The organism is Serratia sp. EWG9, from assembly GCF_019913725.1.
Taxonomy (GTDB): Bacteria; Pseudomonadota; Gammaproteobacteria; order Enterobacterales; family Enterobacteriaceae; genus Serratia; species Serratia ureilytica.
In genome coordinates this window covers 228,471-250,258 of sequence record NZ_JADNRO010000006.1, presented here as the reverse complement: position 1 = coordinate 250,258, position 21,788 = coordinate 228,471, and the positions used below count along the sequence as shown (strand labels likewise).

16 protein-coding genes and 2 tRNA genes are annotated in these 21,788 nt (G+C 56.8%); 9 read left to right on the top strand and 9 right to left on the bottom strand.

The window, feature by feature from the left end; translation table 11 throughout:
- Nucleotides 1-494: 494 nt before the first annotated feature.
- Entirely contained in the window at nucleotides 495-857 is a 363-nt protein-coding gene (locus ITX55_RS15755) for an antiterminator Q family protein (protein ID WP_042785760.1), read from the bottom strand.
- A gap of 241 nt (nucleotides 858-1,098) precedes the next feature.
- Here ITX55_RS15755 and ITX55_RS15750 point away from each other — a divergent pair, with 241 nt between their 5' ends.
- The gene (locus ITX55_RS15750; RefSeq protein WP_108681605.1) at nucleotides 1,099-1,776 is read left to right on the top strand and encodes a LexA family transcriptional regulator; all 678 of its coding nucleotides are present in this window, start codon (nucleotides 1,099-1,101) and stop codon (nucleotides 1,774-1,776) included.
- 91 nt (nucleotides 1,777-1,867) lie between these two features.
- On the opposite strand, the gene ITX55_RS15745 is transcribed toward ITX55_RS15750, so the two are convergent.
- The 4 genes from ITX55_RS15745 to ITX55_RS15730 form a co-directional block, all read right to left on the bottom strand.
- Nucleotides 1,868-1,943: transfer RNA gene (locus ITX55_RS15745), tRNA-Thr, on the bottom strand.
- A 6-nt stretch (nucleotides 1,944-1,949) separates the two neighbouring features.
- Nucleotides 1,950-2,037 (bottom strand) — tRNA-Ser (locus ITX55_RS15740).
- Between the two features lie 157 nt (nucleotides 2,038-2,194).
- On the bottom strand, nucleotides 2,195-2,524 hold the full coding sequence (osmE, locus tag ITX55_RS15735) for an osmotically-inducible lipoprotein OsmE (protein ID WP_004935874.1): 330 nt from the start codon (nucleotides 2,522-2,524) through the stop codon (nucleotides 2,195-2,197).
- Nucleotides 2,525-2,651: 127 nt separating this feature from the next.
- Nucleotides 2,652-3,119 carry a nuclear transport factor 2 family protein gene (locus ITX55_RS15730; protein WP_108681607.1) on the bottom strand — a complete coding sequence of 156 codons (468 nt, stop codon included), beginning with the start codon at nucleotides 3,117-3,119 and terminating at the stop codon, nucleotides 2,652-2,654.
- 108 nt (nucleotides 3,120-3,227) lie between these two features.
- Between ITX55_RS15730 and ITX55_RS15725 the strand changes: the two genes are divergently transcribed.
- On the top strand, nucleotides 3,228-3,806 hold the full coding sequence (locus ITX55_RS15725; protein ID WP_033651920.1) for a TetR/AcrR family transcriptional regulator: 579 nt from the start codon (nucleotides 3,228-3,230) through the stop codon (nucleotides 3,804-3,806).
- On the opposite strand, the gene ITX55_RS15720 is transcribed toward ITX55_RS15725, so the two are convergent.
- The gene (locus tag ITX55_RS15720; RefSeq protein ID WP_033651921.1) at nucleotides 3,800-4,216 is read right to left on the bottom strand and encodes a VOC family protein; all 417 of its coding nucleotides are present in this window, start codon (nucleotides 4,214-4,216) and stop codon (nucleotides 3,800-3,802) included. The two genes, ITX55_RS15725 and ITX55_RS15720, sit on opposite strands and share 7 nt — an antisense overlap.
- Before the next feature lie 157 nt (nucleotides 4,217-4,373).
- Nucleotides 4,374-5,510: a porin OmpC gene (gene ompC, locus ITX55_RS15715; protein WP_033651922.1), complete on the bottom strand. Its 1,137-nt coding sequence runs from the start codon at nucleotides 5,508-5,510 to the stop codon at nucleotides 4,374-4,376.
- A gap of 697 nt (nucleotides 5,511-6,207) precedes the next feature.
- Here ompC and ITX55_RS15710 point away from each other — a divergent pair.
- The 4 genes from ITX55_RS15710 to rcsB are packed head-to-tail and all read left to right on the top strand — an operon-like array spanning nucleotide 6,208 to nucleotide 11,193.
- Entirely contained in the window at nucleotides 6,208-6,615 is a 408-nt protein-coding gene (locus tag ITX55_RS15710) for a DUF4186 domain-containing protein (RefSeq protein WP_089192050.1), read from the top strand.
- A 54-nt stretch (nucleotides 6,616-6,669) separates the two neighbouring features.
- On the top strand, nucleotides 6,670-7,827 hold the full coding sequence (locus ITX55_RS15705) for an MFS transporter (protein ID WP_096242445.1): 1,158 nt from the start codon (nucleotides 6,670-6,672) through the stop codon (nucleotides 7,825-7,827).
- A 20-nt stretch (nucleotides 7,828-7,847) separates the two neighbouring features.
- Nucleotides 7,848-10,550 (top strand): phosphotransferase RcsD, encoded by a 2,703-nt coding sequence (rcsD, locus tag ITX55_RS15700; RefSeq protein WP_108681609.1) that lies wholly within the window; start codon nucleotides 7,848-7,850, stop codon nucleotides 10,548-10,550.
- A complete protein-coding gene (gene rcsB, locus ITX55_RS15695; RefSeq protein ID WP_004935900.1) occupies nucleotides 10,543-11,193 on the top strand; it encodes a response regulator transcription factor RcsB in 651 nt (216 codons plus the stop codon). Before rcsD ends, rcsB begins: the two co-directional genes overlap by 8 nt.
- 61 nt (nucleotides 11,194-11,254) lie before the next feature.
- Here rcsB and rcsC read toward each other — a convergent pair whose 3' ends face one another.
- Together rcsC and gyrA are read right to left on the bottom strand one after the other, a co-directional pair.
- Nucleotides 11,255-14,116 (bottom strand): two-component system sensor histidine kinase RcsC, encoded by a 2,862-nt coding sequence (rcsC, locus tag ITX55_RS15690; protein WP_197755843.1) that lies wholly within the window; start codon nucleotides 14,114-14,116, stop codon nucleotides 11,255-11,257.
- 165 nt (nucleotides 14,117-14,281) lie between these two features.
- Nucleotides 14,282-16,924, bottom strand: a complete 2,643-nt coding sequence (gyrA, locus tag ITX55_RS15685; protein WP_033643840.1) for a DNA topoisomerase (ATP-hydrolyzing) subunit A — start codon at nucleotides 16,922-16,924, stop codon at nucleotides 14,282-14,284.
- 212 nt (nucleotides 16,925-17,136) lie between these two features.
- Here gyrA and ubiG point away from each other — a divergent pair, with 212 nt between their 5' ends.
- The 3 genes from ubiG to nrdB all read left to right on the top strand — a co-directional run bounded on the left by ubiG (nucleotide 17,137) and on the right by nrdB (nucleotide 21,787).
- Nucleotides 17,137-17,862 (top strand): bifunctional 2-polyprenyl-6-hydroxyphenol methylase/3-demethylubiquinol 3-O-methyltransferase UbiG, encoded by a 726-nt coding sequence (ubiG, locus tag ITX55_RS15680; protein ID WP_072627308.1) that lies wholly within the window; start codon nucleotides 17,137-17,139, stop codon nucleotides 17,860-17,862.
- Between the two features lie 438 nt (nucleotides 17,863-18,300).
- The gene (gene nrdA / locus ITX55_RS15675; RefSeq protein WP_033632525.1) at nucleotides 18,301-20,589 is read left to right on the top strand and encodes a class 1a ribonucleoside-diphosphate reductase subunit alpha; all 2,289 of its coding nucleotides are present in this window, start codon (nucleotides 18,301-18,303) and stop codon (nucleotides 20,587-20,589) included.
- A gap of 67 nt (nucleotides 20,590-20,656) precedes the next feature.
- Nucleotides 20,657-21,787, top strand: a complete 1,131-nt coding sequence (nrdB, locus tag ITX55_RS15670; protein ID WP_019453694.1) for a class Ia ribonucleoside-diphosphate reductase subunit beta — start codon at nucleotides 20,657-20,659, stop codon at nucleotides 21,785-21,787.
- Nucleotide 21,788: the final 1 nt, after the last annotated feature.

Sequence of the window (21,788 nt, the reverse complement as noted above, 5' to 3'; positions counted from 1 at the left end):
GTCATTCCTGTTCCATTTAAAAAACGGCCATTTACGCTGTCGAAAATGGCTTATCCGTTCTGCCCAACCTGAGCAGATAAATAAGGATTGCGCCGTTTTATAAAGGAGAAGGATTAGCCTCCCGTCGTGGCCATTCAACGACAGTCATTATTCAGTGAGTGATTGACCGTTTTGACAAGGAGGCTAAAAATGAAAAACCCCGCCGAAGCGAGGTTTATTTGTCGTGCGGCGGCGCCGGTAACAATTCAGTTTTATCAGATTACACGCTTATTTGCGTACGCGTGAGCCTTTTATCATAAAAAATAAAACCCCGCCGGAGCGAGGTTTAGCTATCGTGCGGCGGCGCCGACAACAATTCAGTTTTATCAGATTACACGCTTATTTGCGTACGCGCGAGCCTTTTATTAATTATTGCAACGCGCATGCGCTATTGTTATTCCTGACGCAATAGGGAAACGAGAAATAAACCCTCATCAACGTCAACGACAGGCGTTTCAGCGATCCATACTCAACTTTATATCCAACATCGCCAGGCATCCCCCGATAAATCCCTCCGCCGTTTGCATCTCTTTGCGTATCGTACCGTCTGAACATTTCCTTTTCAGGGCGATCTTACGCAGAGATATGCCATAAACATGGTGGGCAATGATGAGATCGAACTCTTCGGGTTTGTATTTCTTCAATCTGCCCACGCAACCGTCGATCACCAGGCCGTCATCATCGCAACAGGAACGCTCGCCATTCGACTTATAGGACAACAGCCCTTTGAACCCGGCAGCAATGGGGGAATAGTCGATGCCGCTGTTATCCCTGGCCCATACGCCCCACCGCTCCAAAACTTCATTCATATCTCTCATGCTTCCACCTCCTTTGGGCGTTTGCCATATCGCCAGGGCTCCATGTTGTTGACCGACGTCGATCGAGCCGTTCTTCTGCTCGGCGTGCGCCAAGACGCAACAACCGATCCGCCCGGCGGGCTCACCGAGGGATATCGCACAAAATACTGTACAAATAACCAGTACCAAGTATACCCAGAGGTATCTTTTTTCAATAGCGAAAATCCATTTACCTGCAGGTAAATTTAGGTACGATGGCCTCATGAAAAACGAGCAAAAAATGCACCTGCAGGAGATGCGGCGAGAGCGCCTGATCATCCTGATCGATAACCTCGGCGTCGGGGGGCAAAAGCGCCTTGCCGAGGCGCTCGGCATTGCCGCAGACTATGTTTCTCGTCTGCTCTACCCGCCGGGCAAGAAGGGTAAAAAGGGCATCAGTGGGGACATGGCGCGAAGGATTGAACAGTACTTCGCCGTGCAAATCGGCTGGCTGGATGGCCTGGAGCAGACCGGGCAACGCCCCGTCAGGCAGAAGGCCGCACAGGCCTTGGCTAAAACGCTGCCGCTGCTGGCATGGACATTGCCGTTGTCTCATGAACAGTTGCGCAAAGGAACGACCGTCCACTACCCGGCGATGGTGCAATGCAGCGCTCTGGCCTACTGGTTGCCGGTGCGGGATGACACGATGAGCGGCTCTGCCGGCGCCAATTACCCAAAGGGAGCATTGATTCTTGTCGAACCCATGACTGCCGGTATAACCGAGCTCGTGCCCGGCGATAAGGTGATAGCGAAACGCTGCGACAGCGCAGAACTTATCTTTAGAAGGTATGTTGAGGAAGCCGGTCATCAGTGGCTTAAGGGGAACATGCCGGGTTGTCCGACTTTGAATGCCGATGAGTACATGATTCTCGGGGTGGTGCTCGGTGCCTGGCTGCCCTGACCTGCCCGTTTGAGACGACATAATGCAAAAAACCGCCAACCTTGCGGCTGACGGTTTTTTTGGCACTCAGGGCGCCGGTACTGCTTTATCATGGTGCCGGCTACCGGAATCGAACTGGTGACCTACTGATTACAAGTCAGTTGCTCTACCTACTGAGCTAAGCCGGCTGAATTTGGCGGAAGGACAGAGATTCGAACTCTGGGAGCTGTTACACTCGACGGTTTTCAAGACCGTTGCCTTAAACCACTCGGCCATCCTTCCAATGGGCGCTGATATTAGCGATACCGTTATGAAATGTCTATCGTTTTGATGCAAAAAAATCGCATCGGCGGCGCAGTTGCCTAAACTTCAGGCCTTAAACGCTTAAAAAATGAAAAGCCCCGCAAAAGCGAGGCTTTTATGTTCGGCTGAAACGCGATTACTTCGGCTGCGAATCGTAGTCTGAACAGGTTTGATAGCCCTTGTTCATGACATGGCCCGTGTCGTTGTAGCTGACAAAATACGTTTGCACTTTGCCATCGCGCGGCGCGACCGCATAGGTGTCGCAAGTGCCCTGCGCATGGATCAGCGTGGCGGACGTCGACGGCGGACCGGCAATCGCCCGCACCTGCTGCTTGGTCATCCCTACTTTGACATCGCTGACCACCGGCTCATTGACATAACTGGTTGCACGGTCATAGGCGGTGCAGCCGGCAAGAATGGAAAATACTGCCGCAGTGCCGACGGCCAAAACCAACTTCTTCGTCATAGCTTGTCCTCTTGGAGTACGTTTGTTGTCCCCTAAGTCTAGAAGTGGAAAGGCTTTTCTACAAACTCCCCTTTGTCGATCGGTGCGCTTTTTCTCACGTTCGGCCGGCGCGGGCGCGACATCGGATTCAAAAGCCGAAATCGCTCAGCGCCGGGACATCGTCCGGGCGCCGACCGAGCGGCCAATGAAAACGCCGATCCTGTTCGCGAATCGGCATGTCGTTGATGCAGGCATGGCGGTTGATCATCAACCCTTCCTGATTGAACTCCCAGTTTTCGTTGCCGAAGCTGCGATACCAGTTGCCGGAATCGTCGCGCCACTCATAGGCGAAACGCACCGCGATGCGCGCGCCGTCAAACGCCCACAGTTCCTTAATCAGCCGATACTCCAGCTCTTTCGCCCACTTGCGTTGCAAAAATGCGACCACCGCCACGCGGCCGTCGACAAACTCCGCGCGATTACGCCAATGGGTATCGAGGGAATAGACCTGCGACACCCGCTCAGGATCGCGGCTGTTCCAGGCATCTTCCGCCAACCGTACTTTTTCGATGGCGGATTCACGGGTAAAAGGCGGCAATGGGGGTTTAATGCTCATGATCATCTCCTGCGTATAGGCAAGTAGACAACTCTGTCTACATCATTACGCTAGCGCATGTAGACAGAGTTGTCTACAATCACTCGAAAATAGCTTGGGAGAAAAATGATGACCGCCGATCGCAACACCTTGCCCGCCCGTCAGCGCATCCTGCTGACGGCCCACGATCTGTTCTATCAGGAAGGGATCCGCGCCACCGGCATCGATCGCATCATCAAGGAATCAGGCGTCACTAAGGTGACGTTTTATCGCCACTTTCCCAGCAAGAACGATTTGATTACGGCGTTTTTGGCCTATCGCCACCAGCAGTGGCTAACCTGGTTCAGTACAGCGTTGGATCGACATGTGGCGCAGAGCGGCGGGTTACTGCCGGCGCTGGCGCCCTGCCTGGCGGAATGGTTCGACGATCCGCGTTTTCGCGGCTGCGCGTTTATCAATACGGCCGTGGAGATCGCCGATCTGCTGCCGGAAAGCCTGCACCTCGCCGGCCGGCATAAGCAACAGATGACGGATGAACTGGCGCGCCACCTGCCCGCAGGCCCGCAGCGGGAACAGCACGCCGCGATATTGGCGATGCTGATCGACGGCGCCATCGTCAGGGTGCAGATTGAGCGCCAGCCGCAGCCGGCGTTGCAGGTGCTGAATGCCGCGCTGGCGTTGTTGGCGCAAGGCGGGTTCGATCAGTAATTGGCCCAGATGCCCGGCGTCACCAGTTCCAACAGGTGGGCGTCGGGATCGCGAAAGTAGATGCTCTCGCCACCGTGATCCCAACGCATGCGCCCCTCAATTTCCACGCCGTTGGCCGTCAGATGCCGTTCCCAGTGCGGCAGTTGGTCTTTTGCCACCGCCAGCCCGATATGCGCCGGCCCCACGCCATCGTGCGCGGGAATAAAGCCGGTCGGATAATGCGCCCCACGCAGCGAATCGCCCTCGACAAACAGCAACAATACGCTCCGATCGCCAACGTTATAGGCGCGGAACCGCTCGTTGGCGACCATCGCCGGCAGCCTCAGCACCTCTCGGTAGAAAGCGTCCGCGCGCTCAATATCGCTGACGTACAGCACCGTTTCGATCACCTTATCGATCTTGAGTTCCATATCATCCCCCTCTTTTTTGTACTGACAGCGTAGGCTTAAAGGAGGAAAACCACGGTGCTTCCCGTGCCGATAGCGGATCAATCCGTGCTTTTTTACCGGTTTACAGGCAAAAAAAACGCGGCCCGAAGGCCGCGCGATGACGTTCACACTGAGGTGCTTAGAACTGGTAAACCAGGCCCACGGCAACCACGTTGTCGGTGTTGATACCGGCAGCGTCGGTGAAGTCGTTGTTGTCCATCAGGTTGATTTTGTAATCAACATAGGTAGACATGTTTTTGTTGAAGAAGTAGGTCGCACCCAGGTCGACGAATTTGACCAGGTCTTGATCGCCGTAGTCCTTGCCGTTACCGGCGCGGCCCAGGTCTTTACCTTTGGTCTGGTTATAGCCGACGAACGGACGCAGACCGAAATCGAACTGGTAGTGCGCATAGGCTTCGAAGCTCTGCGCCTTGTTGGCGTAGCCGTAAGCACCATCATCCTTGGCAGAGCTGCCGAAACGCGCCGCGTTGTAGGACTGGGTGAACATCACCGCCAGGTAGACGTCGTTGGCGTCATATTTCAGACCGCCGGAGTAACCTTCGGCCTTGTCGCCGCGGCCCATGATGTTCTGGTGACCGTTAGCGCCGTTCTGCTCGCTGGTGCGGCGAGAGTTGAAGAAGGCGCCCGCCGCGCTGATGCCGTAGCCCATGTCATAGCTCATGGACATACCGTAGCCTTCGCCGTTCTGGCCAAGGACGTCGCGACCGTTGTTGGTCTCTTCACCATTGCCGTTTTTACCCTGGTACTGCAGGGCGAAGTTCAGGCCGTCAACCAGACCGAAGAAGTCGTTGTTACGGTAGGTCGCCAGGCCGCTGGAACGCTGGAACATGAACTGGTCGGCGCCGTAGGTCATACCGTCGAACTCAGGCTGCAAGTCGGTATACGCCGCGACGTCGTACAGCACGCCGGTATTACGGCCGTAGTCGAAGGAACCGTAGTCGCCGAATTTCAGACCGGCGAAGCCGTAACGGGTGAAGTTCTTGTTGTCCTGGTTTTCAGCGTGGTTCAGGTTAGCCTGATATTCCCACTGGCCGTAGCCGGTCAGCTGATCGCTGATTTGCGTTTCGCCGCGCAGGCCAAAACGCATATAAGACTGGTCACCGTCCACGCCGTTGTTGCTGGAGAAATAGTGAAGACCGTCGACTTTACCGTACAAATCCAGTTTATTACCGTCTTTGTTGTAGATTTCCGCCGCGCCTGCTGTGCCTGCAACCAGCAGTGCGGGTACCATCAGAGAGAGTACTCGAAGTTTCATCGTTATTATCCTCGTTAATTATGTCGAGCTACGGCCACTGCCCTTTTCGAGCATTATTAGCACGACTGTGCATTACCATTCTGGTAACAAGGGTTATATTAATCCAGAAAGAAAATGATACCAAGTATCCGATAGTGTTTCAGCGTGATTAATAAAGGTTTCAAAATGTAAATGTGCGCGAACTTTCACAAAACATTACCGACAAACAAAATAAAGCACTTAAAGACAAAGAATAGATTAATTGATAAAAAATCATGTAGTTATACAAATCTTTAAGAAAAAAAAGCCAACCATACAATTGTACTGGACAATAAGCACATTGTGCCAAAACGCCGCCTGCACGCAGCCGCTATAATCACCTCGCTATCATCATTATTTTCATTATTACCTTCATTATCCGAAGATAATTTCTGCATACCTTTAACCGGCTTCTGGCCGGTTTTTTATTTTCCTCCACACTGTCCTCACAATTTCAATCCGCACAAATAGCACGCAAATAAATAACCTAGCGATATAGTTTCGCCAATTTACATCCGCACTAATTGCTAATCTTTTCTCTTATTTTGGTCTACAAATTGAATTTGTTTTTCATTTCGTGCTTTATCTCGCCGAATATTGTGTGTCACAGGCAAAATTGGCCGCAGAGTGTTTCACTTCTGGTAGCCTGAAAAAAAGCTCACCCTCAGCGAGTAAAGTCATGATGCCATTTCACCCAGAGGCGCTATGGCGGCGGCTGCAAGGCTCCCCCTTCCGCGCCCGTTTCCGTTTGAATCCCAAAGACCAGAGCTATCTTGACGACAAAGGCTTGCCGCTGATCCTCAGCCATGCCCGCGACTTTATCGATCGCCGTCTGGCCGCCGCCCACCCCAAAAACGATGGCAAGCAGACGCCGATGCGCGGCCACCCGGTGTTCGTCGCCCAACACGCCACCGCCACCTGCTGCCGAAGCTGCCTGGAAAAATGGCACGGCATACCGCAGGGCATCGCGCTGGACGAGCAGCAAAAAGACTATATTGTCCAGGCGATCGCCCTATGGCTGGTGCGCCGAGGCGGCGCCAGAGAGGAATCAGGCGCGAATCTTTTCGACCCGGATCGCGGATTGTGATAAAAACTGTCAGTAACTTTCGCCACTCTTTTGACCCAAGATCCTGACGCTTACATGACAGCCACCTTGTGCAATGAACAGCAAACGCCCGGCGTTCCTCAACAGATCGCCACCCGCCTGGCCTTTTTCGTCGCCGGCCTGGGTATGGCCGCCTGGGCGCCGCTGGTGCCCTTCGCCAAAACGCGCATCGGCCTCGATGACGGCTCGCTCGGCCTGCTGTTGTTATGTATCGGCGCCGGCTCCATGTTGGCGATGCCGCTGACCGGCTTCCTGACCGGCAAACTGGGCTGCCGCGCGGTGATCCTGATGGCGGGGCTGGGGCTGTGCATCGATTTGCCGTTGCTGGCGCTGATGGACTCCCTCGGCGGCATGGCCGTGGCGCTGCTGTTGTTCGGCGCGGCGATCGGCATGATAGACGTGGCGATGAACGTGCAGGCGGTGATCGTCGAGCGCAACAGCGGCAAGGCGATGATGTCCGGCTTTCACGGCTTCTTCAGTATCGGCGGCATCGCCGGCGCAGGCGGCGTCAGCGCGCTGCTGTGGCTGGGGCTGACGCCGCTGCAATCCACCCTGATCACCGTGCTGGCGGTGATCGTGCTGCTGGCGTTCGCCAGCCGCCATCTGCTGCGTGACAGCGGCGCCGACGACGACGGCGGACCGATGTTCGTCTTGCCGCGCGGTTGGGTGATGTTTATCGGCATTCTGTGCTTTATCATGTTCCTGGCGGAAGGCTCGATGCTCGACTGGAGCGCGCTGTTCCTCACCACGCTGCGCGGCGTCGAACACAGCCAGGCCGGGCTGGGCTATGCGCTGTTTTCCATCACCATGACGCTCGGCCGCCTCAATGGCGATCGGGTGGTGAACTCGCTGGGCCGCTACCGGGTGCTGCTGCTGGGCAGCCTGTGCGCCGCTGTCGGTCTCAGCCTGGCTATCGCCTTCAATCACGCCACCGTTTCGCTGGTCGGCTTTATGCTGGTTGGCCTGGGCGCTTCCAACGTCGTGCCGATTCTGTTCAGCGCCGCGGGCAACCAACGCGATATGCCGGCCAATTTGGCGATCGCGTCCGTTACCACCGTCGGCTATGCCGGTATTCTGGCCGGCCCGGCGCTGATCGGCTTTGTCGCTCAGTTTTCCAGCCTGACGGTGGCCTTCGCCTGCGTAGCCGCTCTGCTGTTGGCGGTGACCGCCAGCGCCAGGGCCGTCACTCGCTGATTCAGGAATGCGCAGCCACTATGCAAAATAAACAACTGACCATTAGCTCCAGCAATATCACTCGCTGCTTCCTGCTGTTTATCGTGCTGCTGACGATCGGCATCGGCCTGTATGGCTACAACTACACCAACGCCTGGCTGGCGGAAAAGAAGTACACGCTGAACAGCATCGCCGGTTCGCTGCAAAAGCGCATCGATACCTATCGCTACATGACCTATCAGGTCTATGACAAATTCGGCAACGCGCCGGCGCAGAATGTCGATCCCGGTTTGCAGGAAACCCGCCTGCGCCCCGACGTCTACTATGTCGAGAAACCGCACAAGAAAACCGACGCGGTGATCTTCGGCAGCCATGACGAGAACACGCTGGCGATGATCGCCAACATCTCGGACTACCTGGACAACCGTTGGGGCGCCAAGACCGAGAGCTACGCCATGTATTACCTCAATGGTCAGGACAACAGCCTCAGTCTGATCACCACTCAGCCGCTCAAAGAGCTGGCTTCGCGCTTTAGGGAAAGCTACCTGACCACTTCGGCGGACGAACGCCGCGCCGAGATGCTGCAACAGGCCAATATGCTCGACGAACGCGAGAGCTTTTCCGATCTGCGCAAACAGCGCTTCCAGAACGCCTATTCATTCTCGATTCGCACCACCTTTAATCAGCCGGGGCATCTGGCGACGGTGATCGCCTTCGACTTGCCGATCAACGACATCATTCCGGCCAACCTGGCCCGCGCCAATTTCCTGCTGCAGCCGGACGATGTCGAGCTCGACGACAGCGCCATCCCGGCGGAAACCGCCCTCGGCGCCCAGGCGGCGATGAGCGGCGGCTGGGTGGAGTTCAGCGCCGCCCTGCCTAATGCGCCGCTGAAGGTGGTGTATCGCGTTTCGGCCATTAATCTGGCCATCGATCTGCTGCGCAACAACATCTGGCTGATCGCGGTCAACCTGCTGCTGTTGGCGCTCTCGATGCTGAGCATCTACTTTATCCGCCGCCAGTACATCCGCCCGAGCGAAAACATGGCGGTTGAGCTGGAGGCCGAGCGCGCGCTGAATCAGGAAATCGTCTCCAGCCTGCCCTCCGGCCTGCTGGTTTACAGCTTCGCCAACAATGCGGTGATCGCCAGCAACAAAATCGCCGAGCACCTGCTGCCGCACCTCAGCCTGCAAAAAATCGCCCATATGGCCGAACAGCACCACGGCGTCATTCAGGCAACGGTCAACAACGAGGTGTATGAAATCCGTATTTTCCGCAGCCAACTGTCGCCGGATACCTACCTGTTCCTGATGCACGATCAGGATAAAGAGGTCATGGTGAACAAGCGGCTGCAGCAGGCACGGCGTGAATACGACAAAAACGTGCAGGCGCGCAAACTGATGTTGCACAACCTGGGCATCGAACTGAATCAGCCGGTGCGCCAGATGCACGATCTGGTCGACAGCCTGCGCAACCAGCCGGATGAGGAACAACAGCAGGCGCTGCTGGGCCAACTGACGGCGGCGTCGTCGTCGGTGCTGGGATTGATCGAGAACATCACTCTGCTGACGCGGCTGGAAACCCAGGACTGGCAACCGACGCGCGAGCCGTTCAACCCGGCGGCGATGATCGACGAGTTGCTGCTGGAAGCCCTGCCCGCCCTCAATCAAAAGGGGCTGGCGCTGTTCAAGCATTTCCAGTTGGACGTCGAACAGAACTACATCGGCGACGCCAACGCGCTGCGCAAAGTGATCTCGCTGCTGGTGCATTACGCCATTATCACCACCGCCTGCGGCAAGATTTCTCTGGTCATCGACCATGAGCCCGAACACCCGGATCGCCTGATTTTCCAGATCAACGACACCGGCTCCGGCATCTCCAACGAAGAGATCAGCAATCTCAATTACCCGTTCCTCAGCCAGACGCTGGTGGACCGCTTCAACCACGGTTCCGGCCTCACTTTCTTCCTGTGCAATCAGCTGTGCAAGAAGCTTAACGGCCAGTTGGACATTCGCAGCAAAGTGGATATCGGCACTCGCTATACCATTCGCGTCGCCATGGAGATGGAGAGAAAAGAGCCGCAGGAACAGGAAAAGCTGCTCGACGGCGTCACCGCCCTGCTGGACATCACGTCAGATGAAGTGCGCGGCATCGTGACCCGCCTGTTGCAGGCTTACGGTGCCGACTGCCTCGTCGCCGAAGATCGCGCGGTCAACCGCGATTATGACGTGCTGCTGACCGATAATCCGCAGCGAGCCGATGATTACACGCTGTTGCTGGCGACCGATGAACCGGGTTGGCAAGCGCTGGATAAACGCTACATTCGGGTGAACTATAACCTGAACGGCGCATTAATCGACGCCGTGCTGATGCTGATCGAACAGCAAATGGCCGCGCTGGAGCAGGAAGAAAGTCCGCTTTCATTGAGCTCAGAAGATATCCAACTCTATGAAAAACAATTGAAATCAAGTGATTACTATGGGCTGTTTGTCGATACAGTACCCGATGATGTCAAAAAACTGTATACTGAGGCGGGCAGCAGTGATTTCAATGCGCTGTCACAAACCGCACACCGCCTGAAAGGCGTGTTTGCCATGTTAAATCTGCTTCCCGGCAAGCAGCTGTGCGAATCGTTAGAACAGCGCATCGCAGAAGGTGATGCGCCCGAGATCGAGAATAACATCAGTCAGATTGATTTTTTCGTCAGCAGACTGCTGAAGCAAGGTAGCCAACAACATGAATAACCTGAACGTAATTATTGCTGATGACCATCCTATCGTACTGTTTGGCATCCGGAAGTCACTTGAGCAAATTGAATGGGTGAATGTCGTTGGGGAGTTCGAAGACTCAACCGCACTGATCAACAATCTGTCCAAGCTGGATGCCAACGTGCTGATCACCGATCTGTCGATGCCGGGTGACAAGTATGGCGACGGCATCACGCTGATTAAGTACATCAAGCGTCATTATCCGCAGTTGTCGATCATCGTGCTGACCATGAACAACAACCCGGCGATCCTGAGCGCGGTATTGGATCTGGATATCGAAGGCATCGTGCTGAAACAAGGCGCGCCGACCGATCTGCCGAAGGCGCTGGCCGCCCTGCAGAAAGGCAAGAAGTTCACGCCGGAAAGCGTCTCCAAACTGCTGGAGAAAATCAGCGCCAGCGGCTATGGCGACAAACGCCTGTCGCCGAAAGAGAGCGAAGTGCTGCGTCTGTTCGCCGAAGGTTTCCTGGTGACCGAAATCGCCAAGAAACTCAACCGCAGCATCAAAACCATCAGCAGCCAGAAGAAATCGGCGATGATGAAGCTGGGCGTAGAAAACGACATCGCCCTGCTCAACTACCTCTCGTCCGTCAGCATGACGCCGTTGGACAAAGACTAAAGCCCGCCTCACGGCAGGTTAACGCCAAACAGGCACGGCATCCGCCGTGCCTGTTTGCTTTTCAGGCCTCGCTGCGGTTGTAGCGTACCTGCTGGCTGTAATAAGCCAATGTCTGCTCCAGCGTCTCCAGCGTAACCGGTTTCGACAGGCAATTATCCATGCCCGCCTCGAGACAGCGCTGCTTCTCCTCCGCCAACGCGTTCGCCGTCACGCCGATCACCGGCGCGCTGAACTGCATCTCCCGCAGCGCCTGCGTCAGGCGATAGCCGTCCATGTTCGGCATATTGACGTCGGTCAACACAATATCGACGTGGTGCTGTTTCAGTACGGCGAGCGCGTCTACGCCGTCGTTGGCGGTCACCACCTGATACCCCAGCGACCCCAGCTGATCGGAAAGCAGACGACGGTTGATCGGATGATCGTCGACCACCAGCAGATGAATATCGCCGTTGTCCGCCGCGCTGGCCTTGGCGGGCACCGGCAGCTGCACCAGCGCCTCTGCCACGCCGTTGCCAACGCCGAACAATCGGTTGATCAAGGTCAGCGTTTCACGCGGCGTAGAGGTGCTGTGCATCCAATAGCCTGGCCGGGTTTCCAGCGACGGGCCGATATGTTCGGTCGAGAACTGGATCTGAGCCAACAGCGGCGTGTTCAGCATCAGCGGATAATCGCTGAGCATCACCTCGTCGGCGGCGGTCTCCTGCCCGTCATAGCGCTGGATATCGGCGCCGTAGCCGCCCAGAATCGCCATCAGGTAGCTTTCCAGCCGCTGATTGCGGATATCCAGCCACAGCCGCCGGCCCTGCCAGGTATCGCTGGCCTGCGGGATCGGGAACTGGGCATTAAACAATGGAATGCGAATACTGAACAAGCTGCCCAGCCCCGGTTCGGACTCGACGGAGACGTCGCCGTCCATCAGGTTGACCAATTTCTCGCAGATCGCCAGCCCCAAACCGGTGCCCTGGAAGTGGCGCTGCACGCCGGTGCCCACCTGGAAGAACGGATCGAACAGGCGTGAGATCTCCTTCTCCGGAATACCGACGCCGGTATCGCGCACGCTGAATTCCAGGTAGCTGCCGCGGGTGCAGACCTGCAGCACGATGCAGCCGGTATCGGTGAACTTGATGGCGTTGTTCACCAGGTTGGACAGCACCTGCTGCAGCCGCACCGGATCGCCGAAGATACGCTCCGGCACGTTTTGCTCGATAAAGCAGTACAGCCCCAAACGTTTCTTCACCACCAACGGCAAATAGTTGCCGGCGATATGGGTGATCACCTCCAGGCAGGAGAACTCACGCGGTTCAATCTTCAGCTGCTCGGACTCGATTTTGGAGAAGTCGAGAATATCGCTGATGATTTTCAGCAGCAGCCCGGAAGAGTTGTTCATCGCATTGACCAGCCGATCGACCCCTGGCGGTAACGCCTTGGTCTGCAGCAGATCGAGGTTGCCGATAATGCCGTACAGCGGCGTGCGCAGCTCATGGCTGACGGTAGCCAGGAACATCGATTTAGACTGGCTGGCCTGCTCCGCCGCCGCCGCCATCTCCTGCAGCGACTCTTCCATTTTCACGCGCGCGCTGACGTCCACCAGCACGCAGATCGCCACCTCTTCGTTGCGGTAACGCGAATGGACAAAGCTGATCTGCAGATTATTGTTGTTGCTGGTCATCACATCGACGAAGTTCGCCTGCTGTTCGCAGATGATGCGCGTAATGCGATCGCGATCTTCGTGGGTCAACAGGTTGATGTAGTTGTGCGCCAGTTCGTTACTCAGAATATTGGTGCCATCGCTGATGCGCAGGATACAGATGCCCACCGGCGCCGAGGCGACGATCTTGCGGTTGAACTGTTCGTGTTCTTCCAGCCGGAAAGCATTGTCCTCCGCCGGCAGGAACATCTTGCGCTCAAACAGCCACGCCAGCGTGAACAGCACGATAGCCGACAACAGGTTCAGCAACAGCGCATTGAGGATCAGCATTTTGAAGCGTTCCACCACGCTTTTCACCGGCAGCGCATAAACGATGCTCAGCGATGAAGGCGGCAGCGCTTTTTTCAGGATCAGATCGCGGTAGTTGTCGACATAACCGAAGTAAGCATGCTCTTCGGGGTAGCTGTTGAGCGCAGCGGCATAGCGATCGCCATCCGCCAGGCGCAGGATCGGATCGTTGTTTTCATCCAGCAGCGTGACGCCGATCGGCAGGTTGCCGGCGGTGACGAAATCTTCCAGCCGGACAGTTTGCTCGATGCCCAGCAGCGCCTCCAGCTTGTTGCCGATATAGAGAGGCGTCAGCACATACAGATAACCGATGTCAGGCCGCTGCGCGCTGGGGCTAACCCAATACAGGTTGTTGTCTTTGTCCAGATTCTTGGCGTTGCGGTATTTCAGAATGCGCTCGTGCAGCAGCTTCAGCATGTTTTCCCGGTTGGCGACCGCGTTGCCGCCGCCGAATTCCGCCAGACACAGGCTGTCGCCGCCGATAAAGAACACCCGGTTGAGATCGTAGGCCGCCACGAAGTTCTCTTTCCAATACTGGATCAGGCCGCTCAGCGAATCGAGTGAACTGCGGTAAGTGGCGCTCAGGGCGCAGTTAGACTCTGGATACAGCGGATAGAATTGCGGTGGGCTGCCCTTGCCGGGGATCACACCGCTGAACATGTCCAAGCCGCTGACCGAACCGTTGAGGCGGTTTTCCGCCATGTACTTGATGTCGCGTATGATGTCGGCAGAATGGCGAATATAGCCCTGCGCCTGATCGAAATTGAGGTTGTACTCCTGGCGGATGTCCGATTCTTTCTGATGCAGGATATTCAGAATATAAAAGGTGGTGAGCAGCGCTCCCAACGACCACAGCAAAATCGCCAGCACCCGGAACAGATAGCGGGATATCTTCAGCGTAGTTCGAAAAGAGGCTAAATATTTCAATCGGATACCATACGAAAGTCAGTGGCGGCGCGCGTTGTCGCCGGCGCAGCGGCCGGCGGCTCGGTGCGCCAATTAAACCATATAACTGAAAAAGGGCCTAGCATCGCTGCCAGGCCCTTTTGTCTCAGTGCATTACGGTGTCGGCATGCGACGCCCTCACCTTGCTTAAACGTTGTCGTCGTCCATCGGCTCAGCCGCGTCGTCGCCATCGTCCAGCGGCGTAGTGTCTTCTTCCACCGCTTCCGCGCCCGGTTCCAGGCTGTCCAGCTCTTCGTCTTCCACCGGCTCGGCCACGCGCTGCAGACCGACGACGTTTTCGTCTTCCGCCGTACGGATCAGCGTCACGCCCTGGGTGTTACGACCGACCACGCTGACTTCCGAAACGCGGGTACGCACCAGCGTGCCGGCATCGGTGATCATCATGATCTGGTCGCTGGTTTCCACCTGCACGGCGCCAACCACCTGGCCATTACGCTCGCTCACCTTGATGGAGATAACCCCCTGGGTGGCGCGTGACTTGGTCGGGTACTCGGTGACTGCAGTACGTTTACCGAAGCCGTTTTGCGTGACGGTCAGAATGTCGCCCTCGCCGCGCGGCACGATCAGCGAAATCACGCTGTCGCCTTCGCCGAGGTTGATGCCGCGCACGCCGGTCGCGGTACGGCCCATCGAACGCACCTGCGTTTCCGGGAAGCGCACCACTTTACCGTTGGCGGAGAACAGCATCACTTCGTTGGTGCCATCGGTCAGATCGACGCCGATCAGCTCGTCGCCCTCGTTGAGGTTGACGGCGATAATGCCGGCGCTGCGCGGACGGCTGAACTCGGTCAGCGCGGTTTTCTTCACGGTACCGCTGGCGGTGGCCATGAACACGTGACGCCCTTCTTCATACTCGCGCACCGGCAGAATGGCGGTGATACGCTCATCGGCTTCCAGCGGCAACAGGTTGACGATTGGGCGGCCGCGCGCGCCACGGCTGGCTTCAGGCAGTTGATACACCTTCATCCAGTACAGGCGGCCACGGCTGGAGAAGCACAGGATCGTATCGTGGGTGTTGGCCACCAGCAGGCGATCGATAAAGTCTTCTTCTTTAATACGCGCGGCGGACTTGCCTTTGCCGCCGCGGCGCTGAGCTTCATAGTCGGACAGCGGCTGATACTTCACGTAGCCCTGGTGAGACAGGGTCACCACAACATCTTCCTGGTTGATCAGGTCTTCGATGTTGATGTCGGAAGTATTGGCGGTGATCTCGGTGCGACGGCCGTCGTTGTACAGCTCTTTGACCGCCACCAGCTCTTCGCGGATCACTTCCATCAGGCGCTCTGGGCTTTCCAGAATAAAGATCAGCTCGGCGATGAAGTTGAGCAGCTCTTTATATTCGTCCAGCAGCTTTTCGTGCTCCAGGCCGGTCAGTTTCTGCAGACGCAGATCCAGAATCGCCTGAGCCTGCTGCTCGGTCAGGTAGTACTTGCCGTCGCGGATGCCGAACTCCGGCTCCAGCCACTCAGGGCGAGCGGCGTCGTCACCGGCGCGTTCCAGCATGGCGCTGACGTTGCCCAGATCCCACGGCTGAGCCACCAGCGCGACTTTCGCTTCCGCCGGCGTCGGCGCACGGCGAATCAGCTCGATGATCGGGTCGATGTTGGCGAGCGCGATAGCCAGCGCTTCCAGGATATGGGCGCGGTCACGGGCCTTGCGCAGTTCGAAGATGGTGCGGCGGGTGACCACTTCGCGGCGGTGGCGCACGAAGGCTTCGAGGATATCTTTCAGGTTCAGCAGCTTAGGCTGCCCCTGATGCAGCGCGACCATGTTGATGCCGAAGGTAACCTGCAGCTGCGTCAGCGCATACAAGTTGTTCAGCACCACTTCGCCGACCGCGTCGCGTTTGACTTCGATCACGATGCGCATGCCGTCTTTATCGGACTCGTCACGCAGCGCGCTGATGCCTTCTACGCGTTTTTCTTTCACCAGCTCGGCGATCTTCTCGATCAAACGCGCCTTGTTCACCTGATACGGGATCTCGTGAACGATGATGGTTTCGCGGCCGGTTTTGGCGTCGGCTTCCACTTCCGCGCGCGCGCGCAGGTAGACTTTGCCGCGCCCGGTGCGGTAGGCCTCTTCAATGCCGCGACGGCCGTTGATGATCGCCGCCGTCGGGAAGTCCGGCCCCGGGATGTGTTCCATCAGCCCTTCGATGCTGATGTTTTCATCATCGATATAGGCCAGGCAGCCGTTGACGACTTCAGCCAGGTTGTGCGGCGGAATATTGGTGGCCATGCCCACGGCGATGCCCGACGAGCCGTTGACCAGCAGGTTCGGGATCTTGGTCGGCATAACGGCCGGGATCTGCTCGGTGCCATCATAGTTAGGCACGAAGTCGACGGTTTCTTTTTCCAGATCCGCCAACAGTTCGTGAGCAATCTTGGACATGCGCACTTCGGTATAACGCATCGCCGCGGCGGAGTCGCCGTCGACGGAACCGAAGTTACCCTGACCGTCCACCAGCATGTAGCGCAGTGAAAACGGCTGAGCCATACGCACGATAGTGTCGTAAACCGCGCTGTCACCGTGCGGGTGATATTTACCGATCACGTCCCCGACGACACGGGCCGATTTCTTGTATGGTTTATTCCAGTCGTTACCCAATACACTCATCGCGTAAAGAACGCGGCGGTGAACCGGCTTCAGTCCATCACGAACATCTGGCAGCGCACGTCCGACAATAACGGACATCGCGTAGTCCAGATACGAGTTTTTCAACTCGTCTTCGATGTTTACCGGTGTGATTTCTCTGGCAAGGTCGCTCATGGAGCTGCTATCCCTCTACTAATGATTCATCTGCCCGCTGCCATAGTGGCAAAGGTGTAAAACTATATCACAAAGCACGCTTTACGGGAAAATAACCGCCGCTGTTTCACGGAAATTGTACAGATTAGTGCGCTAAAAACGCATCGACGCAGACGATGCCGCGCCGGAACATGTATAATCCGCGCAACGAGAACAAGGAGCCAGACAAGCCCATGAACGCAGAATCATCCAGCCGAGTGCAAAACGTTGACCACCAGGAAATCGCCAAGTTCGAGGCCGTCGCCTCCCGCTGGTGGGATCTGGAAGGCGAGTTCAAACCGCTGCACCGCATCAACCCGCTGCGCCTGAACTACATCATGCAGCGCGCCGGCGGCATTTTTGACAAGCAGGTGCTCGACGTGGGCTGCGGCGGCGGCATTCTGGCGGAAAGCATGGCGCGCGAAGGCGCCGAAGTGACCGGCCTGGACATGGGCGGGGAGCCGCTGCAGGTCGCCCGGCTGCACGCGCTGGAAAGCGGCGTGAACGTGACTTACGTGCAGGAGACGGTGGAAAGCCACGCTCAGGCCAACCCGCAGCGCTACGACGTGGTCACCTGCATGGAAATGCTGGAGCACGTGCCCGATCCGGCCTCGGTGGTGCGCGCCTGCGCCCAACTGGTGAAACCGGGCGGCCACGTGTTCTTTTCCACCATCAACCGCAACACCAAAGCCTGGCTGATGGCGGTGATCGGCGCGGAGTACGTGCTGAAGATGGTGCCGCAGGGCACCCACGATCATAAGAAGTTTATTCGCCCTTCCGAACTGATCGGCTGGGTCGACGACACGCCGCTGCGCGAAAAGCACATGATCGGCCTGCATTACAACCCGATCACCGATCATTTCAAGCTTGGGCGCAACGTTGACGTGAACTACATGGTGCACACCCAGCACGAAGGCTGAGCGCTGTAAACCGCGCCGGCCCTGCGTTATCGGGGTTCGGCGCCAACGCGCTGTTAGGAAAAATACCTAATTTCCGCGACTTCGATCAAAATCGTGGTTGTAGACAGTTTTTTAGAATATTAAATCAGATCAATATGCCGTTTTTTTCTAACGTTTAATAAAGCGCCAAACGATCGGTTTTTTCAGTTTTTCAGTAAAATCTGATCTCGCTTATTGACAAGCTTGTCGCGCCAGTCACGGCGCGCACTGCGAACGGCAAGTTACATTTCACCCCCAAGTTATCCACAAATTAGGCCGGTTTTGTTCACTTGCAAACGCCGTTTTTTCTCACTATCTTGTTACCTCACCGACATACAACCCCTATATATAGTGTTTACATACTGAGCAGAGCGACTACACTTCTGCTTAGGGGCACCATACGGACAGGTAAAACACCACATGAACCAAAGTCTGCTTGTAACTAAACGCGATGGCCGTAAAGAGCGCATCAACCTCGACAAAATCCACCGGGTCATCGATTGGGCCGCAGAAGGATTGCACAACGTCTCGGTTTCTCAAGTAGAGTTGCGTTCCCACATTCAGTTTTATGACGGCATCAAAACCGCCGACATTCACGAAACCATCATCAAAGCCGCTGCCGATCTGATCTCCCGTGATGCGCCGGACTATCAGTACCTGGCCGCTCGCCTGGCGATCTTCCACCTGCGTAAAAAGGCTTACGGTCAGTTCGAACCGCCGAAGCTGCACGCTCACGTGACCCGCATGGTCGAGATGGGCAAATACGATAAACATCTGCTGGAAGACTACAGCGCTGAAGAGTTCGAGCAGATGGACTCCTTTATCGATCACTGGCGCGACATGAACTTCTCTTATGCCGCCGTCAAGCAGCTGGAAGGCAAGTATCTGGTGCAGAACCGCGTCAGCGGCGAGATCTACGAAAGCGCCCAGTTCCTGTACATGCTGGTGTCCGCTTGCCTGTTCTCCAACTACCCGCGTGAAACTCGTCTGGATTACGTCAAACGTTTCTACGACGCGATTTCCACCTTCAAGATTTCGCTGCCTACGCCGATCATGTCCGGCGTGCGCACCCCAACCCGCCAGTTCAGCTCCTGCGTGCTGATCGAGTGCGGCGACAGCCTGGACTCCATCAACGCCACCTCCAGCGCCATTGTGAAATACGTTTCGCAACGCGCCGGCATCGGCATCAACGCCGGCCGCATCCGCGCGCTGGGCAGCCCGATCCGTGGCGGTGAAGCCTTCCATACCGGCTGCATCCCGTTCTACAAACACTTCCAGACCGCCGTCAAATCCTGCTCGCAGGGCGGCGTGCGCGGTGGCGCGGCAACGCTGTTCTACCCGATGTGGCACCTGGAAGTGGAAAGCCTGCTGGTGCTGAAAAACAACCGCGGCGTTGAAGGCAACCGCGTGCGCCACATGGACTACGGCGTGCAGTTGAACCGCCTGATGTACCAGCGCCTGATCAAAGGCGAAGACATCACCCTGTTCAGCCCGTCCGACGTGCCGGGGCTGTATGACGCGTTCTTCGCCGATCAGGACGAATTCGAGCGCCTGTACACCCAGTACGAGAAAGACGACAGCATTCGCCAGAAGCGCGTGAAAGCGGTTGAGCTGTTCTCGCTGATGATGCAAGAACGCGCCTCTACCGGCCGTATCTACATCCAGAACGTCGACCACTGCAACACCCACAGCCCGTTCGATCCGCAGATCGCGCCGGTGCGCCAGTCCAACCTGTGTCTGGAAATCGCCCTGCCGACCAAGCCGCTGGAAGACGTCAACGACGAAAACGGCGAGATCGCGCTGTGCACCCTGTCCGCCTTCAACCTGGGCGCGATCGACAGCCTGGACGATCTGGAAGAGCTGGCGACCCTGGCGGTACGTTCGCTGGACGCCCTGCTGGATTATCAGGATTATCCGATCAAGGCCGCGCACCGTGGCGCAATGGGTCGCCGCACCCTGGGCATCGGCGTCATCAACTTCGCCTATTATCTGGCGAAGAACGGCGTGCGCTACTCCGACGGCAGCGCCAACAACCTGACCCACAAGACGTTCGAAGCCATTCAGTACTACCTGCTGAAAGCCTCCAACCGTCTGGCGCAGGAACAAGGCGCTTGCCCGTGGTTCAACGAAACCACCTATTCGCAGGGCATCCTGCCGATCGACACCTACAAGAAAGACCTGGATGCGATCTGCAGCGAGCCGCTGCACTACGACTGGGAAACCCTGCGTAAAGAGATCCAGGAAACCGGTCTGCGCAACTCTACGCTGTCCGCCCTGATGCCGTCGGAAACCTCTTCGCAGATTTCCAACGCCACCAACGGCATCGAGCCGCCGCGCGGCCACATCAGCATCAAGGCGTCCAAAGACGGCATCCTGCGCCAGGTGGTGCCGGAGTATGAGCGTCTGAAAGACAACTACGAGCTGCTGTGGGAAATGCCGAGCAACGACGGCTATCTGCAGCTGGTGGGGCTGATGCAGAAATTCATCGACCAGTCGATCTCGGCCAACACCAACTACGATCCGACCCGCTTCCCGGGCGGCAAGGTGCCGATGAAGCAGCTGTTGAAAGACCTGCTCACCACCTACAAGTTCGGCGTGAAAACGCTGTACTACCAAAACACCCGCGACGGTGCGGAAGACGCCCAGGAAGATTTGCAGCCTGCCAAGGCCGGCGATGACGACTGCGAAAGCGGCGCCTGCAAGATCTAAAGTTTGACCTAGCGGGCCGGAATTTTCCGGCCCCTTCATTTAGCCACGTTACGATGGATTCAGGCTTATGGCTTACACCACTTTTTCTCAGACCAAAAACGACCAGCTGCAAGAGCCGATGTTCTTCGGCCAGTCGGTAAACGTTGCGCGTTTCGACCAGCAAAAGCATGAAATCTTCGAAAAACTGATCGAAAAACAGCTCTCCTTCTTCTGGCGCCCGGAAGAGGTTGACGTTTCCCGCGATCGCATCGATTACCAGGCGCTGCCGGAGCACGAGAAGCACATCTTCATCAGCAACCTGAAGTATCAGACCCTGCTGGACTCCATCCAGGGCCGCAGCCCGAACGTCGCCCTGCTGCCGCTGATCTCGATCCCTGAGCTGGAAACCTGGGTGGAAACCTGGTCGTTCTCCGAGACTATCCACTCCCGTTCCTACACCCACATCATCCGCAACATCGTCAACGATCCGGCGCTGGTGTTCGACGACATCGTCACCAACGAAGAGATCAAGAAGCGCGCGAAAGACATTTCCGGCTACTACGACGATCTGATCGAGATGACCAGCTACTATCACCTGCTGGGTGAAGGCACCCACCAGGTGAACGGTAAAACCGTCACCGTCAATCTGCGTGCGCTGAAGAAGCAGCTGTACCTGTGCCTGATGAGCGTGAATGCGCTGGAAGCGATCCGCTTCTACGTCAGCTTTGCCTGCTCCTTCGCTTTCGCCGAGCGCGAATTGATGGAAGGCAACGCCAAAATCATCAAACTGATCGCCCGCGACGAAGCGCTGCACCTGACCGGCACCCAGCACATGCTGAACCTGATGCGTTCCGGCGCCGACGATCCTGAAATGGCGGAGATCGCCGAGGAATGTCAGCAGCAGTGCTACGATCTGTTCGTGCTGGCCGCCCAGCAGGAGAAAGAGTGGGCGGAATACCTGTTCCGCGACGGCTCGATGATTGGCCTGAACAAAGACATCCTGTGCCAGTATGTGGAGTACATCACCAATATCCGCATGCAGGCGGTCGGCCTCGGTCTGCCGTTCGAAACCCGCTCCAACCCGATCCCGTGGATCAATGCCTGGTTGGTGTCCGACAACGTGCAGGTAGCGCCGCAGGAAGTGGAAGTGAGCTCTTACCTGGTTGGCCAGATCGACTCGGAGATCAACGCCGACGACCTGAGCGACTTCGAACTGTAAG